The sequence below is a fragment of the Streptomyces sp. CB01580 genome (assembly GCF_001905795.1).
Lineage (GTDB): Bacteria > Actinomycetota > Actinomycetes > Streptomycetales > Streptomycetaceae > Streptomyces.
Map to the genome: position 1 here is coordinate 181074 of NZ_LIXJ01000020.1, position 16572 is coordinate 197645.

Genomic DNA, 16572 nt, shown 5'->3' on the forward strand with positions numbered 1-16572 from the left:
TTCGCCCCTCGGCCGATGCGGCTTGATCATCTCTGCTGCCGACCTGACATGCCCACGTAATCTCCCTGGCGGCGAGGAGGAAGTGCCTCCTCCACATATCCGCGAGGAGACCCCGTGCAGGCTCTTGCCCGTATTTCGCCGCGTATGCGCAACCGCGCGTTCGGCACCGCCGTCCTGGCCGGAACCCTGGCCCTGGCACCGCTCTTCGCCGCCCCCGGCTCCGCCTCCGCGAAGGTGTCCACCACCTCCGCCTCCTCCGCGACCGCCGCGTCCGCCCAGGAGTGCGCGGACGGCACGGCCACCGACGCCACGGCGCGCAGGGCGCACCCCGAGAAGACCACGAACGCCCACGACCCCAACGAGCTGTCCGCCGCCCAGGCCAAGGCCATGGAGACGCAGCTGCGGCAGAGACTCGCGGACCGCCGGGTCAGCGGCTCCGCGCTCGCCGCGGGCGCCACGATCCCGGTGTACTTCCACGTCATACACTCCGGGACGACCGGCAAGCTGAGCGCGACCGCCGTCAACAACCAGATGAACGTCCTGAACGCCGCCTACAGCGGCCAGGGCACCGGCAACACCGACTCCGGCTTCCGGTTCACGCTGGCCGGCACGGACTACACGGACAACAGCTCCTGGTACGGCGTCTCGCCGGGCTCCTCCGCCGAGAAGTCGATGAAGTCCGCGCTGCGCAAGGGCGGCGCCAACGCCCTCAACGTCTACACCGCCAACCTCGGCGGCGGGCTGCTCGGCTGGGCGACCTTCCCCAGCTCGTACAAGTCCAATCCGTCCGACGACGGCGTCGTCATCCTGAACTCCTCGCTGCCCGGCGGCTCGGCCACCAACTACAACGAGGGCGACACCGCCACCCACGAGGTCGGCCACTGGCTGGGGCTCTACCACACGTTCCAGGGCGGCTGCACCGGCAACGGCGACTACGTCTCCGACACCCCCGCCGAGAAGAGCGCCGCCTCCGGCTGCCCGACCGGACGCGACACCTGCACCAGCCCGGGTCTGGACCCGGTCCACAACTTCATGGACTACTCGTACGACTCCTGCATGTACCAGTTCACCCCGGGCCAGGTGCAGCGGATGAGCGACAGCTGGATCGCCTACCGCGCCTGACCCGCCCCGTTCGCCGAGTGTCCGCCGAGGGGCCCGCGCACCGCGCCGGGCCCCTCGCGCGGGCGCCCTCCCGGCGGGGTCGGCCCTCCCGCGCGGTCACAGGGTGGCGAGGAACCCGAGCGCGACCTTCCAGGCCAGTTCGGCCGACGCCGCGTCGTGGTCGGGCAGTTCGTGGTCGGTGAAGAGGTGCCCCGCGCCCGGGTAGCGGTAGACCTCGACATCGGCACCGGTCCGCTGCATCCGCAGATACCAGGAGTTCAGCCAGTCGTGCGTCTCGAACGGGTCGGGATCGGCGACGTGCAGCTGTACGGGCAGCTCGTCCACGGAGGCGTTCTCGGCGATGTCCGAGGTGCCGTGGAACAGCAACAGGCCGCGGGCCTTCTCGTCACCGAGCGCCAGCGTCTGCGCGGTGGCCGCCCCCAGGGAGAAACCGGCGTACACCAGGCCCCGGTCGGAGTGGGGCGCGGCGGCCAGCACGGCCCGCCGCAGCAGTTCGTCCTTGCCCAGCTCCTCCTTGAACGCCAAGCCTTCCTCGACGGTGTCGAAGGTGCGTCCCTCGAAGAGATCGGGCACGTGCACCTCGTGCCCGGCGGCGCGCAGCCGGGCCGCCGCCGCGTGCACCGCGGGGCGCAGACCGTACACCGAGTGGAAAAGCATGATGTCCATGGGGCCATGGTGCCAGTTGCGGCCGTGCCTCGCGTCGCACGGGGGCCCGGCCGCGGGGTGCCCGCCGGAACGGCCCGACCCGGCATCCCCGATCGCCGGAACAGCGCTCCCGGGCACCGCCGCGCACCGCACGTACCAAACCGCCGCCGCTCCGGTCCGGCGCCGCGGGCGTCACCGCAGGCTGCGCACGTCCAGCTGTCTCAGCACCCGGTCGACCACCTCCGGGTCGTTGCCCGCCTCGTTGCGGGCGGACAGCACCGCGTGCCGCGCGGCGGACATCATCTCGCGCTGGACACGGTTGACCGCCCTGAAGCGCTCGGCGCGCTGCGCGTACGCCTCGCGGCGTTCCTCGTCGACCATGTCGGGGCTGATCCGGGCCCCCATGTCGTACGCCAGCCGCTGCAACCGCTCGGCGACCTCCTCCGGGAACTCCTCGTCCTCCTGGATCTCCCTGAGCCGCTGCTTCGCGGCCTTGGCGGCACGGATCGCGAGATCCTTCTCCAGCGCCTCCTCGGCCGCCGTGTCGGCCTTGACGTGCAGCTTGCGGACCAGCCACGGCAGGGTGAGCCCCTGGACCACGAGCGTGGCCATGATCACGGCGAAGGCGATGAAGATGATCTCCTCGCGTCCCGGGAAGGGCTGCCCGTCGTCCGTCTTCAGCGGGATCGCGAGCGCCAGGGCCACCGAGGCGACCCCGCGCATTCCGGACCACCACATGACGACGGTCTCCCGCCAGCTGGTGGGGATCTCCTCGCTGACGTCGCGCCGCGTGTGCAGCCGCTTGGCGAGCCAGGTCGCGGGCAGCAGGTAGAGCAGCCGTACGCCGACGACGACCGCGACGACCGCCAGGCCCCAGCCGAGCATCTGGAGCTCGCGACCGTCCGACGTGCCGAAGACGTTGTGGAGTTCGAGGCCGATCAGCCCGAAGGCGACCCCGGTCACGAGGGTGTCGACGATCTCCCAGAAGGAACGGCCGGTGAGCCTGCCGAGCACGTCGTCGGCGTCGGCGGTGTGCTCCGCGAGGAAGAGTGCGGTGGTGAGCACGGCCAGGACGCCCGACCCCATCAGCTCCTCCGCGAGCACGTAGCTCACGAACGGCACCAGCAGGGTGAGTCCGACCTGGAGGGTGGCATCGCCGAGCAGGCCCATGAGCTTGATGGTGAGCCAGCCGAGCGCCAGCCCCACCACCACGGCGACGACCGCGGACAGGATCAGCTGCCCGAACGCCTCGGGGAACGAGAAGGTGCCGCTCACCGCGGCGGCGATCGCCACGTGGTACAGGACGATCGCGGTCACGTCGTTGAACAGCCCCTCGCCCTCCAGGATGGAGACGAGCCTGCGCGGCAGACCGACCGAGCCCGCGACGGCCGTCGCGGCGACCGGGTCGGGCGGGGCGACGAGCGCGCCGAGGGCCACGGCGGCGGCGAGGGGCAGCCCGGGGACTATCGCGTTGGCCACGGCGGCGACGGCGGCCGTGGTGACGAAGACCAGCGCCACGGCCAGCAGGAAGATCGGCCGCTTGTTGGCGGCGAACTGCCGCCAGGAGGTGCGCTGCACGGAGGCGTAGAGCAACGGCGGCAGGACCGCCGGCAGGATGATCTCCGGCGGGATGTTCACGTTCGGCACGAAGCTGAGGAACGCCATGCCGACCCCGGCGAGCGTCATCAGCACCGGCGCGGGCAGCCCGAGCCGCTCCCCCAGTGGGACCGTGACCACGGCTCCGAGCAACAGCAGGAGGAGCAGTGCCATTTGGTCCACGAGGTGCCTTCCGGAGCGCGACGGACCGGCCGTCGTGGCCGGGCGGTCTGGGACCTCAAGCCTGCCACGTACCGGTCGCTACCCGGACAACACCCCCCTTCTCACCCCTGCGGGCACCCCGCTCCGTGGGCCGCGGCCCACGGAGCACCGGCCCTCACCGGCTCTCGGCCACGATCTTGTCCAGGGCCCGCCGGAGGTCGTCCGGGTAGTCGCTGGAGAACTCCACCCAGCTGCCGTCGGACGGGTGCTCGAAACCGAGCCGGACGGCGTGCAGCCACTGCCGCGTCAGTCCGAGGCGCTTGGCCATCGTCGGGTCGGCGCCGTAGGTGAGGTCCCCGACGCAGGGGTGGCGGTGGGCCGACATGTGCACCCGGATCTGGTGCGTGCGGCCGGTCTCCAGCTTGATGTCGAGGAGACTGGCGGCCCGGTACGCCTCGATGAGGTCGTAGTGCGTCACGGAGGGCTTGCCGTCGGCGGTGACGGCCCACTTGTAGTCGTGGTTGGGGTGGCGCCCGATGGGGGCGTCGATGGTGCCGCTCATCGGGTCCGGGTGGCCCTGCACCAGCGCGTGGTACTTCTTCTCGACGACCCGGTCACGGAACTGCGCCTTCAGCAGGGTGTAGGCCCGCTCCGACTTGGCCACGACCATCAGGCCGGAGGTGCCGACATCGAGGCGGTGGACGATGCCCTGGCGCTCGGCCGCGCCGGACGTCGAGATCCGGTACCCGGCCGCGGCCAGCCCGCCGATCACCGTCGTACCGGTCCAGCCGGGGCTCGGGTGGGCGGCGACCCCGACCGGCTTCACGATGACCACGATGTCGTCGTCGTCGTGCACGATCTCCATGCCCTCGACGGGCTCGGCGACGACCTGCACCGGCGCGGGCGCCTGCGGCATCTCCACCTCGAGCCAGGCACCGCCCCGCACCCGCTCGGACTTCCCGACCACCGCACCGTCCACCTGCACCTTTCCGGCGGCGGCCAGATCGGCGGCCTTGGTGCGGGAGAAACCGAACATCCTGGAGATGGCGGCGTCGACGCGCTCGCCCTCCAGGCCGTCCGGTACGGGCAGGGTGCGGACCTCGGGATACGTACTCACCCGATCGAGTATGCCTTGCGGCGGCCGGTCCTCGTGCACGGTCCCGCCCGGTCCTCGCGCACGGCCCCGTCCGTCCGGCGCCGCCCGGTTCCGTGCGCTGTCAGTCCTGGTGCACGGTCCCGTCCGGGTCCAGGCCGCGGAAGGAGAGAAGCACGATCAGGATGCCGCCGCAGACGATCGCGGAGTCGGCGAGGTTGAAGACGGCGAAGTGCTCGACGGAGATGAAGTCCACCACCGCGCCCTCGAAGACTCCGGGGGTACGGAAGAGGCGGTCGGTCAGGTTGCCGAACGCCCCGCCGAGCAGCAGACCGAGCGCGATGGCCCACGGCAGGCTGTAGAGCTTGCGGGCCAGCCGGGCGATCACCACGACCACGGTCGCCGCGATGACGGTGAAGACGATCGTGTACGCCTCGCCGAAGCTGAACGCGGCGCCCGAGTTGCGGATCACCTCGAACTTCAGCCAGTCACCGATGACCTCGATCGGCTGGTGGTGCTCCAGCTTCGCGACCACCAGCAGCTTGCTGACCAGGTCCAGCAGATAGGCGAAGGCGGCCACGCAGAAGAGCACCGCGATCTTCCGCTTGCCGCCGGCCCGGGGCGTCTCCTCGGCCGGGTTCCCGGTCCCCTCCCCCTCGGTCCCCTCAGCGTCGGGGATGTCCGGCGTACCGATGATGCGCTCCGCCTCTGCCACGTGAGTCCCTCAACCTAGGTTCCTGACTGAGGACGAGGGTACGGCACGGTGCGCCGGATCAGCCGCGTCGCTCCTGCTTCTGTTTGTCCTCGACACAGAGGGTGGCGCGGGGGAACGCCTGCATCCGGGCCTTGCCGATCGGCTTGCCGCAGACCTCGCACAGTCCGTACGTCCCGGCGTCGAGCCGGGCCAGCGCCCGTTCGGTCTGGTCCAGCATCTCCTGGGCGTTGGCGGCGAGCGCCATCTCGTGCTCGCGGGTGATGTTCTTGGTGCCGGTGTCGGCCTCGTCGTCGCCCGCCCCGTCGCCGGAGTCGCGCATCAGCCCGGCGAGCGCGATGCCCGCGGCCTCCAGTTCGTTGCGCAGCCGCGTGCTCTCGCCGCTCAGCACGGCCCGCGCCTCGTCGACCTCCTCCGGGGTCCAGGGATCCTCGTCCGGCCGGACCGCCAGCTCGCCGGGGGCCGTCGTGACGGCTCCCCCGCCCGACGGCGTGACGGACGCCGCGGCCTCGTCGGCCATGCGGGTCCGGGCCTCACTCTTCTTGGCTACCACCGTGTGGGCTCCTGTCTGCTCGGCGGACTCGGCCGCCTCCGTGGCCGCCGCGGCGGCCTTCTTCGAGGACTTCCTGGCCACGCTCTTCTTCGCGGGGACCTTCCCGGCCGGTGCCGCGTGCCCGGCGTCCGTACGTGCGGCGGACACCGCCTTCGAGGCCGCGGCCTTCTTCCTCGTGGTCTTCTTCGCCGGGGTCTTCCTCGCCACGGCGTCCTCGGCCGTGGACGCCTTCGGCGTGCTCTTCCTCGCCACGGCCTTCTTCGCCGCGGTCTTCTCCGCGGCCGCCTTCCTCCCGGCCCTTCCGGTCGCCTTCCTCGCGGTCGCCCCTTTCTCCGCCGCGGCCTCGGGGCCGCCCTCCGCGCCCGTTTCCGCAGCCGCAGCACCCGTGGATCTCGCCGACGCCGTCTTCTTCGCGGCGGTCTTCTTCGCCACCATGGCCGCGGCCCCTTCACATATTGTGATCTTGCACGCGAATCGTGCTGGGACGATAAATCGGCCCCGGCCCCGCGGCAACGGGGCACGCCGCCGATTCGCCACCGCCCGCGTCCGGATGGCGACCTGCCTGAATCCGTTGTGCCCAGCTCACAGCCCGATAATCCGACTCCCACGACGCCCCGGCCGGCTCCCCCGGAGCCGTCCGTCCCCCTCTCCCCATTCGGGTCACGCCCCGCACCGCCCGCCATCCGGTCGGCCGACGCCCCGACGGGCCCGTACACTGGCCTGAGCGAGAGGCGTGGATGGGACGAGTAGCGTCGTACGCAGCCAGGAGCGACCCGGGGACGGTGGAAGCCCGGGGGCGAGCGCGTCGTGAAGATCACCCGGAGCCGCCGGAAGAACGCCACGAGGCAAGTAGAACCGGCATCGCGACCCCAATGAGGGGGCCACGGGTGCGTGCCCGGGGCCAAGGAGGGTGGTACCGCGGGAGTCGACGAGGCTCTCGTCCCTCCGACGGAAGTGGAAATCGTCCGCCGGAGGAAGTCCGCCCATGACATCGCCGCAGTACCGCCAGGTACCCGCCCAGGTCGACCTGCCCGCGCTGGAGCACGCCGTGCTCGATTTCTGGCGCGAGAGCAAGGTCTTCGCCAAGAGCCTCGAACAGTCCGAGGGCCGCCCCGAGTGGGTCTTCTACGAGGGCCCGCCCACCGCCAACGGCATGCCCGGCGCCCACCACATCGAGGCCCGCGTCTTCAAGGACGTCTTCCCCCGCTTCCGCACCATGCAGGGCTACCACGTCGGCCGCAAGGCCGGCTGGGACTGCCACGGCCTGCCGGTCGAGCTCGCGGTCGAGAAGGAGCTGGGCTTCGACGGCAAGAAGGACATCGAGGCGTACGGCATCGCCGAGTTCAACGCCAAGTGCCGCGAGTCGGTGACCCGCCACACGGACGCCTTCACCGAGCTGACCACCCGGATGGGCTACTGGGTCGACCTCGACGACGCCTACCGCACCATGGACCCCGAGTACGTCGAGTCCGTGTGGTGGTCGCTGAAGGAGATCTTCGGCAAGGGCCTCCTGGTGCAGGACCACCGTGTGGCCCCGTGGTGCCCCCGCTGCGGCACCGGCCTGTCCGACCACGAGCTGGCGCAGGGGTACGAGACGGTCGTCGACCCGTCGGTCTTCGTCCGCTTCCCCCTCACCTCCGGCCCGCTCGCCGGCGATGCCTCCCTGCTCGTCTGGACGACCACCCCCTGGACGCTGGTCTCCAACACCGCCGTCGCCGCGCACCCCGACGTCACCTACGTCGTCGCGACCGACGGCAGCGAGAAGCTCGTCGTCGCCGAGCCGCTCGTCGGAAAGGCCCTGGGCGAGGGCTGGGAGACGACCGGGCAGACCTTCACCGGCCGCGAGATGGAGCGCTGGACCTACGAGCGCCCCTTCACGCTCGTGGACTTCCCGAGCGAGGGAAGCGATGGACACGGCCCGGCCGGGGCCCACTACATCGTCAACGCCGAGTACGTGACGACCGAGGACGGTACGGGTCTGGTCCACCAGTCCCCCGCGTTCGGTGCCGACGACCTCCAGGTCTGCAAGGCGTACGGCCTTCCCGTCGTCAACCCGGTCCGCCCCGACGGCACCTTCGAGGAGGACATGCCACTGGTCGGCGGCATCTTCTTCAAGAAGGCCGACGAGGCGCTCACCGAGGACCTGGCCGCCCGCGGCAAGCTCTTCCGGCACGTCCCGTACGAGCACAGCTACCCGCACTGCTGGCGCTGCCACACCGCGCTCCTCTACTACGCGCAGCCGTCCTGGTACATCCGCACGACCGCGATCAAGGACCGGCTGCTCGCGGAGAACGAGAAGACCAACTGGTTCCCGGAGTCGGTCAAGAACGGTCGCTTCGGCGACTGGCTGAACAACAACGTCGACTGGGCGCTGTCCCGCAACCGTTACTGGGGCACCCCGCTGCCGATCTGGCGCTGCGAGGACGGCCACCTCACCTGCGTCGGCTCGCGCGCCGAACTGGGCGAGCTCGCCGGCACGGACCTGTCCGGTCTCGACCCGCACCGCCCGTTCATCGACGAGATCACGTTCACCTGCTCGCACGCGAACTGCCAGTTGGAGGCGTATCGCGTCCCGGAGGTCATCGACGCCTGGTACGACTCGGGGTCGATGCCGTTCGCTCAGTGGGGCTACCCGTACAAGAACAAGGAGCTGTTCGAGAGCCGCTACCCGGCGCAGTTCATCTCCGAGGCCATCGACCAGACCCGCGGCTGGTTCTACACGCTGATGGCGGTCGGCACGCTGGTCTTCGACAAGTCGTCCTACGAGAACGTGGTCTGCCTGGGCCACATCCTCGCCGAGGACGGCCGCAAGATGTCCAAGCACCTCGGCAACATCCTCCAGCCGATCCCCCTCATGGACCAGCACGGCGCCGACGCGGTCCGCTGGTTCATGGCGGCCGGCGGCTCCCCCTGGGCGGCCCGCCGCGTCGGCCACAACACCATCCAGGAAGTCGTCCGCAAGACCCTCCTGACCTACTGGAACACGGTGGCCTTCCAGGCCCTGTACGCCCGTACGTCGGGCTGGGCCCCCTCCACGGCCGACCCGGCCCCGGCGGACCGCACGATCCTGGACCGCTGGCTGCTGAGCGAACTGAACGCCCTGGTGGACCAGGTCACGCAGGCGCTGGAGGGGTACGACACCCAGCGCGCCGGCAAGCTCCTGTCCGCCTTCGTCGACGACCTGTCCAACTGGTACGTCCGTCGCTCGCGCCGCCGCTTCTGGCAGGGCGACAAGGCCGCGCTGCGCACGCTGCACGAGGTCGTCGAGACCGTGACCCGGCTGATGGCCCCGCTCACCCCGTTCATCACCGAGCGGGTCTGGCAGGACCTGGTGGTCCCGGTCACCCCGGACGCCCCCGAGTCGGTGCACCTGTCCGCCTGGCCGAAGGCCGACCTCACGGCCGTCGACCCGGAGCTGTCGGTCCAGATGGCGCTGGTACGCCGACTGGTCGAGCTCGGCCGGGCCACCCGCGCCGAGTCGGGCGTCAAGACCCGCCAGCCGCTGTCCCGGGCCCTGGTCGCGGCGGCCGGCTTCGAGTCCCTCTCGCCCGAGCTGCACACCCAGATCACCGAGGAACTGAACGTCGAGTCCCTGGCCTCGCTCACCGATTCCTCCGCTGGTGCAGCGGGCGGCGGCTCGCTGGTCGACACGACCGCGAAGGCCAACTTCCGCGCCCTCGGCAAGCGATTCGGCAAGGGCGTCCAGGCGGTGGCCAAGGCGGTCGCGAACGCCGACGCGGCGGCCCTCTCACTGGCCCTGCGCGAGGGCACGGCGTCGGTCGAGGTGGACGGCGAGACCGTCACCCTCGCTCCCGACGAGGTGATCATCACCGAGACGCCGCGCGAGGGCTGGTCGGTGGCCTCCGACTCGGGCGCGACCGTCGCCCTGGACCTGGAGATCACGCCGGAGCTGAGGCGCGCGGGCCTGGCCCGTGACGCCATCCGCCTCATCCAGGAGGCCCGCAAGAACAGCGGCCTGGACGTCGCGGATCGCATCGCCGTCCGCTGGACGTCCAGCTCCGCCGCCACGGTGGAGGCACTGACCGAGCACGCGGCCCTGATCGCGGACGAGGTGCTGGCACTGGACTACGCACAGGGCGAGGCGGACGCGGCCTTCGGCGAGCCGTTCGAGGACGAGGGCCTGGCCCTGACGTTCCGCCTCCGCAGGACGGAGCGGTAGGACCTGTCTTCGAACGGCCTTCGTCAGACCGGAGGCCGGGCCGTTCGACATCCGGTGCTTCCCCGAGTGCTCGGCTCCGCTCGAACAGGGGAGACCCATTGATCGCGAGGCGGAGGACCGTCCTCGTACCGGACGTACGAGGACGGCTCCGACCACACCGCGAATGTGCGTGACAGGAGTCGCACGGCAGGCGGCGGTTCGGCCACAGGACCTGGGACCGAGTCGGGGCAGCGGCCTCGGCGCATGGGCGGGCCCGTCCGGAACCAACCGTTCCGGACGGGCCCGCCGACATTTGCCCCCGGCGCGCGGCCGCATCCCCCGCACCCACTGGGACACGCAAAGGGCCGGGCCCCGGGGAAAACCCCGGGGCCCGGCCCTCAGCCTGCCGACGGCTACGCGCTCACCGCGCGCACCCGGCTCAGTTGTCGTCCTCGTCGATCAGGAAACCGCGCATCGGCGACGGCGCCTGCTGCATCGGCTGCGGCGCCTGCGGCCGCACCGGCGCCATCGGCTGGGTCATCGCCGGCGACATCTGCTGCTGACCGCCGTACGAGGGCCCACCGCCCATGGACGGGTTGCCGCCCATCGGCTGGTTGCCGTGGTTGCCGCCCATGCTGTGGCCCATGGCGCCCGCACCGGCCGGGGCCAGCGAGGGCGACGGCGGCAGCGAAGCGGCCGCCGGGGTGCGCGGCGGGGCGAGCGAGTCGTCCGCCTGGGTCTCCAGCTGACGCAGCTGGCTCTCCAGGTAGGACTTCAGCCGCGTGCGGTACTCGCGCTCGAAGCCGCGCAGGTCCTCGACCTTGCGCTCCAGCGTCGCGCGGGCCGACTCCAGCGAGCCCATCGCCACGCGGTGCTTCTCCTGCGCGTCCCGCTCCAGCGCGTCCGCCTTGGCCCGCGCGTCGCGCTCCAGCCCCTCGGCACGGCTGCGCGCCTCGCCGACGATCTTGTTGGCCTCGGAACGGGCCTCCGCGATCGCCTGGTCGGCCGTCTGCTGCGCGAGCGAGAGAACACGGGCGGCGCTGTCGCCGCCGGGCCCCTGACCGGGCTGCTGCATCTGCGGCGGCTGCTGCATCTGCTGCTGCGGGGCGTGACCGCCCATGGGGCCGCCCATCGGGCCACCCATGGGGCCGCCCTGCATCGGGCCGGGGCCGTGCGGGCCCTGCGGACCGGGACCGTGCTGACCCTGGGGGCCGGGGCCGTGACCACTGGGGCCGGCGGGCAGCTGCGGAGCGCCACCGGGCAGCTGGGGCGGACCCATCTGCGGGGGCTGCTGCTGGACCGGCGGTCCCGATATGGCGGCGGGTACGGGGGCCCCGGGCCGGTCCTGCGGCTCCGGCTTGCGCATGCCCTGCTGCTGCTGGTTCTGCGCGGCGGCACGCGTGGCGGCGGCCAGCTTGGCGCGCAGGTCCTCGTTCTCACGGAGCAGGCGGGTCAGCTCGGCCTCGACCTCGTCGAGGAAGGCATCGACCTCGTCCTCGTCGTAGCCTTCTCGGAGACGGACGGTTGTGAACTGCTTGTTCCGCACGTCCTCGGGGGTCAGCGGCATCTCTTCTTCACCTCTACGTAGTCGTCGGCAGTCGGCAAGACCGTATCGCTCACAACCCGATCACGATGCCTCTCAGGATGAAAACGATGATCATCAGAACGAAGAAGGACAGGTCGAGTGCCACGCCCCCGAGACGCAGCGGCGGGATGAACCGCCGCAGAAGCTTGAGCGGTGGATCGGTGACCGTATAAGTGGCCTCGAGTATGACCACCATCGGCTTGCCGGGCTGCCATGAACGTGCGAACTGGAAGACGTAGTCCATGACCAGCCTGAAGATCAGCACGATGAGGAAACACGTCAACGCGATATAGACAACCTGCAGTGCGACGCCCATTTCGCGCTTCCCTCTCCCCTGGCTCTCTGGCTCCGGCCTCCCGGCCGGGTCGTTCTCGGTGCCGTGTTCTCAGCTCTGGTTGAAGAATCCGCCCTCAGCGATGCGGGCCTTGTCCTCCGCCGTGACATCGACGTTAGCAGGAGACAGCAGGAACACCTTCTGTGTCACGCGCTCAATGCTGCCATGGAGTCCGAAGACGAGTCCTGCCGCAAAGTCGACAAGTCGCTTCGCGTCCGTATCGTCCATCTCCGTGAGGTTCATGATCACCGGAGTGCCCTCACGGAAGTGTTCACCGATGGTACGGGCCTCGTTGTAGGTCCTGGGGTGCAGCGTGGTGATGCGGTACGGCTCCCGCTCGGACACGACCTTGGGCATGATCACCGGTGCGTTCTTCTCCATGTTCGGGCGTTCGGGTGTGATGGATGCCACGGGTGCGATCCGGGCGGGTCGCTCCCTTTCCACCGGGATCTGCACCGGCTCCCGCTGCGCGGGAGGCTGCACCGCTCGCACCGGTTCGTCCTGTTCGCGCTCCCGCTCGCGGTCCCGCTCCCGTTCGACCTGATGCGCGGGCTGATGCCGCCGCCGGTCGCGCTCGGGCTCCGGCTCGGGTTCGAATTCGTCATCGGGGTCGAACCCCGGACCGTCGTACCCATCGTCCTCCACGAGGCCGAGGTAGACCGCCATCTTGCGCATCGCGCCGGCCATGCTCTGAATCCTCCGCTCTGTGGTGGATCGGCATCTGTCACCAAGTGCCCCGCGATCCACTGTGGCCTGCCCGCCATCAGCGGGATTGACCATATTTTCTGCCGTGGTCCGACTCGTTTGGCGACGTTACCCGAGGCTCGGTCGGACTCCGAGTACCGCCGTACCGACGCGTACATGTGTCGCTCCGGCCGCGACGGCGTCCTCGAGGTCCGAACTCATCCCCGCGGAGACCATGTTCGCAGCCGGATGGTCCGCGCGCAGGCGGGACGAGAATTCCATCAGCCGATCGAAGGCGGCACGCCGCCGTCCCGCGTACGGTCCGGCGAGCGGCGCGACGGTCATCAGACCGGCGAGCCGCAGTCCGGGCGCCGCGGCCACCGCGGTGGCCAACTCCTCGATCCCGTCCGGCGCGACACCGCCCCGGACACCCCGCTCGCCGCTCTCCGCGTCGAGCGCCACCTGTACGAGGCAGCCGAGTTCGCGGCCTTCGCGCACGGCTGCCGCCGAGAGTGCCGTGACCAGTTTGACCCGATCCACCGATTGCACAAAATCGGCATAACCAGCCACAGAACGAACCTTATTCGTCTGCAACTGACCGACAAAATGCCATGTGAGTGACAGATCCTCACACGCGGCGGCCTTGGGGGCGGCGTCCTGGTCGCGATTCTCCGCGACATGGCGCACACCGAGTTCACTCAGAATCCGCACATCGCTCGCGGGGTAGGTCTTGGTGACCACGATGAGGGTCACCTCCTCCCGCGCGCGGCCCGCGGCGGAGCAGGCGGAAGCGATACGTTCTTCCACCCGTGCCAGATTTCCGGCGAGTTGGGTTCTACGGTCCGTCATGCCCTATCAGTCCAACCAGACATAGCCGGCGAGCCGCCCGGTGGTGCGGTCGCGGCGGTACGAGAAGTGATCGCCCGATTCGAGGGTGCAGATCGTCGACGCCTGCCGGTCCCCCACCCCGAGCGCTTCGAGCTGGGCGTGGACCCCCGCGGTGACGTCCACGGCCGGGGTGCCCCAACTGGTCTCGGACCAGGAGGCCGGAACGGTCTCGGCGACCTCTGCGCGCATCGCGGCGGGGACCTCGTAGCACCGTCCGCAGACGGCCGGTCCGGTGCGGGCGACGATCCGCGAGGTCTTCGCGCCGAGCGCGGTCATCGCCTCGACCGCGGCGGGGACGACCCCGGCGACCAGTCCGGGGCGGCCCGCGTGCGCCGCAGCCACGATCCCGGCGTCGGGATCGGCGAGGAGTACGGGGGTGCAGTCGGCGGTGAGCACGGCGAGCGCGAGCCCGCGCCGCGCGGTCACCAGCGCGTCCACGGCGGGGATCTGCGAGGCGTCCCCCCAGGGGGCGTCGACGACCGCGACGTCCCGTCCGTGCACCTGGTTCATCCAGACGACCCGCGCCGGATCCAGGCCGAGGGCTCCGGCGGCGCGCTCCCGGTTCGCCAGAACGGCGGCGGGGTCGTCACCGACCGCGCCGCCGAGGTTGAGCTCCGCGTACGGAGCCGCGCTCACCCCGCCCCACCTGTCGGTGAAGGCGAAGTGCGCGCGGCCCGCCGAGGTCTCCGAGGCCACCGCAGAAACCGAGCGGTGCGGGACTATCACTTCAAGAAGTCCGGGACATCCAGCTCTTCGATCTGGGAGTCCGGGTAGGGCCGGGCCGGCGGGATGTGCGGCGCGGCGGTGACCGGCGGCAGGTGCTTCTCGGCCACCGGAGCGGGTTCGACCGGCGGCGCGGGCTCCTCGCGCGGGGGCAGGGAACCCAGCCCGCCGGTGTGGCGCACGGGCTCGGACCGGACCGACGGCGCCGGCTCCTCGCGCTTGGCGGAGTTCGCGCCCAGGACGTTCTCGCGGCGGGCCGGCGGCTGTCCGCCGTCGAAGCCGGCCGCGATCACGGTGACGCGCACCTCGTCGCCCAGCGCGTCGTCGATGACGGCGCCGAAGATGATGTTCGCCTCGGGGTGCGCCGCCTCGCTCACCAGCTGGGCGGCCTCGTTGATCTCGAAGAGACCGAGGTCGCTGCCACCGGAGATGGAGAGCAGGACACCGCGGGCGCCGTCGATGGACGCCTCCAGGAGCGGCGAGGAGATCGCCATCTCCGCGGCGGCCACCGCGCGGTCGTCGCCGCGGGCGGAGCCGATGCCCATGAGCGCCGATCCGGCCTCGGACATGACCGACTTGACGTCGGCGAAGTCGAGGTTGATCAGACCGGGCGTCGTGATGAGGTCGGTGATGCCCTGGACGCCCGAGAGCAGCACCTGGTCGGCCGACTTGAACGCGTCGAGCACGCTGACCTGCCGGTCCGAGATGGACAGCAGCCGGTCGTTGGGGATGACGATGAGGGTGTCGACCTCTTCGCGGAGCTCGGCGATGCCGTCCTCCGCCTGGTTCGCGCGGCGCCGGCCCTCGAAGGTGAACGGGCGGGTGACCACGCCGATCGTCAGGGCGCCCAGCGAGCGCGCGATGTTCGCGACGACGGGCGCGCCGCCGGTGCCGGTGCCGCCCCCCTCCCCGGCGGTGACGAAGACCATGTCGGCCCCCTTGAGGACCTCCTCGATCTCCTCGCGGTGGTCCTCTGCCGCCTTGCGACCGACGGCCGGGTTGGCCCCGGCGCCGAGTCCGCGGGTGAGTTCGCGGCCGACGTCGAGCTTGACGTCGGCGTCGCTCATCAACAGGGCTTGCGCATCCGTGTTGATCGCGATGAACTCGACGCCCTTGAGACCGACCTCGATCATTCGGTTGATGGCATTGACACCACCGCCGCCGACACCGATGACCTTGATGACTGCGAGGTAGTTCTGCGGTGCTGCCACGTCGAAGGCCTCTCGCCTCGAGTTACGTGTCGTCGCTTGACGGTGTTCCCGCCGCGACGACGGATGCCGATTGGGGCGGTCCGAAACGCCGACCCAAACCCTAACGTTGAAGTTTAGGGTTACCAGTGTGTCTGTTTCATGGACTCTTCCGAACAGGACACTAAGTCGACAAGTGGCGCGTGTTCAACGAACACGCCGAACCTCCCGTTTTTCTTTTCACCCTATGTGATCACCCGTAGCGCTGACCAACCAGGGTGCTGGCCAGGCCACATATGCGTCAACCGTCCGATACCGCAGGGGCGGTGGGCGCACTCACGTCGAAGTGTCCCGCTTTGGGGGCGGCTTTCATCAGAGCGGTGAGGACCTCGGCCTTCACCGACCCGTCCTCGCCGCTGCCCCAGTTCACCGTACGGCCCCGGGTGAGCTCCAGGGAGATCGCATCGTACGAGGTGATCCGTACGACCTCGGTGTCCTTGGCGACATCGCCCGGGAGTCCGCCCGCGACCCGGACCGCCTCCCGCACCAGTCGATCGCTGCCGAAGCGGCGCAGACCGGGGGACTGACGAGGAGTCAGTTCCAGGATCGGTACGCGCCGGGGCGCTTTGTCCACGGTCGCGAAACGCACGCCCTTCGCGTCCACTTCGACGAACTTCGCACCCTTTTTCATCAGCAGGACCGGCTGCCGTTCGGTCACTTTAAGTCCGATTCCGTGCGGCCAAGACCGCACGACATCCACCGAGTCGATACGACGCACCTTCTGGCGCAACCGGTCGGCGATGGCGTCGGTGTCCACGGAGATGAGCGGGGCGCCGACCGGCACCGCCGCGACGGCCTCGACCTCGGCCGGGGTCAGCACGTCGACACCGGTCGTCCTGACCCGTTCGACCCGGAGCCAGGACGAGCCGTAGAGCGCCCAGACGGCTCCCGAACCGAGCAGCAGGACCAGCACGCCGGTCACGATCAGCTGGACACGGCTGGGCCGCCAACGCCCTTCGGGGCTCGACGGGTCGGCCGGGGAGTCCTTCTGCTGCGCTGCACCGCGCTGGGCGGTCGTCGGTCCGGCCACGCTCGCTCCTCACACCGGGTCCGGGGGTCGTGCCCCCGG

The 16572-nt window shown here is 70.5% G+C and carries 14 protein-coding genes; 2 read left to right on the top strand and 12 right to left on the bottom strand.

The annotated features are described in order from the left end of the window. Positions 1-144: 144 nt before the first annotated feature. Positions 145-1122, top strand: coding sequence for a zinc metalloprotease (locus AMK22_RS25905; protein WP_073788797.1), 978 nt, complete (start codon positions 145-147; stop codon positions 1120-1122). Positions 1123-1218: 96 nt separating this feature from the next. Here the strand turns inward: AMK22_RS25905 and AMK22_RS25910 are convergent, their stop codons facing one another. From AMK22_RS25910 to AMK22_RS25930, 5 genes are all read right to left on the bottom strand, one after another. Then, positions 1219-1788, bottom strand: coding sequence for a dienelactone hydrolase family protein (locus tag AMK22_RS25910; RefSeq protein WP_073788799.1), 570 nt, complete (start codon positions 1786-1788; stop codon positions 1219-1221). 171 nt (positions 1789-1959) lie between these two features. Next, a complete protein-coding gene (locus tag AMK22_RS25915) occupies positions 1960-3546 on the bottom strand; it encodes a Na+/H+ antiporter (RefSeq protein ID WP_073788801.1) in 1587 nt (528 codons plus the stop codon). A 154-nt stretch (positions 3547-3700) separates the two neighbouring features. Further along, on the bottom strand, positions 3701-4642 hold the full coding sequence (locus AMK22_RS25920; RefSeq protein WP_073788951.1) for an RluA family pseudouridine synthase: 942 nt from the start codon (positions 4640-4642) through the stop codon (positions 3701-3703). Between the two features lie 100 nt (positions 4643-4742). Beyond that, entirely contained in the window at positions 4743-5333 is a 591-nt protein-coding gene (lspA, locus tag AMK22_RS25925; protein WP_073788803.1) for a signal peptidase II, read from the bottom strand. A gap of 58 nt (positions 5334-5391) precedes the next feature. Further along, positions 5392-6318 carry a TraR/DksA family transcriptional regulator gene (locus AMK22_RS25930; protein ID WP_079186402.1) on the bottom strand — a complete coding sequence of 309 codons (927 nt, stop codon included), beginning with the start codon at positions 6316-6318 and terminating at the stop codon, positions 5392-5394. Between the two features lie 550 nt (positions 6319-6868). Between AMK22_RS25930 and ileS the strand changes: the two genes are divergently transcribed. Continuing rightward, on the top strand, positions 6869-10063 hold the full coding sequence (ileS, locus tag AMK22_RS25935; protein WP_073788805.1) for an isoleucine--tRNA ligase: 3195 nt from the start codon (positions 6869-6871) through the stop codon (positions 10061-10063). A gap of 418 nt (positions 10064-10481) precedes the next feature. Here ileS and AMK22_RS25940 read toward each other — a convergent pair whose 3' ends face one another. The 7 genes from AMK22_RS25940 to AMK22_RS25975 form a co-directional block, all read right to left on the bottom strand. Next, positions 10482-11609 carry a DivIVA domain-containing protein gene (locus tag AMK22_RS25940; protein ID WP_073788807.1) on the bottom strand — a complete coding sequence of 376 codons (1128 nt, stop codon included), beginning with the start codon at positions 11607-11609 and terminating at the stop codon, positions 10482-10484. 49 nt (positions 11610-11658) lie between these two features. After that, positions 11659-11943, bottom strand: a complete 285-nt coding sequence (locus AMK22_RS25945) for a YggT family protein (protein ID WP_073788809.1) — start codon at positions 11941-11943, stop codon at positions 11659-11661. Between the two features lie 69 nt (positions 11944-12012). Beyond that, positions 12013-12648: a cell division protein SepF gene (locus tag AMK22_RS25950; RefSeq protein WP_073788811.1), complete on the bottom strand. Its 636-nt coding sequence runs from the start codon at positions 12646-12648 to the stop codon at positions 12013-12015. A gap of 126 nt (positions 12649-12774) precedes the next feature. Continuing rightward, positions 12775-13494 carry a YggS family pyridoxal phosphate-dependent enzyme gene (locus AMK22_RS25955; RefSeq protein WP_073788813.1) on the bottom strand — a complete coding sequence of 240 codons (720 nt, stop codon included), beginning with the start codon at positions 13492-13494 and terminating at the stop codon, positions 12775-12777. A 6-nt stretch (positions 13495-13500) separates the two neighbouring features. Further along, a complete protein-coding gene (gene pgeF, locus AMK22_RS25960; RefSeq protein WP_107430633.1) occupies positions 13501-14229 on the bottom strand; it encodes a peptidoglycan editing factor PgeF in 729 nt (242 codons plus the stop codon). 26 nt (positions 14230-14255) lie between these two features. Continuing rightward, positions 14256-15467, bottom strand: coding sequence for a cell division protein FtsZ (ftsZ, locus tag AMK22_RS25965; protein WP_073788817.1), 1212 nt, complete (start codon positions 15465-15467; stop codon positions 14256-14258). A 277-nt stretch (positions 15468-15744) separates the two neighbouring features. Continuing rightward, a complete protein-coding gene (locus AMK22_RS25975; protein ID WP_073788821.1) occupies positions 15745-16533 on the bottom strand; it encodes a cell division protein FtsQ/DivIB in 789 nt (262 codons plus the stop codon). Positions 16534-16572 lie beyond the last annotated feature (39 nt).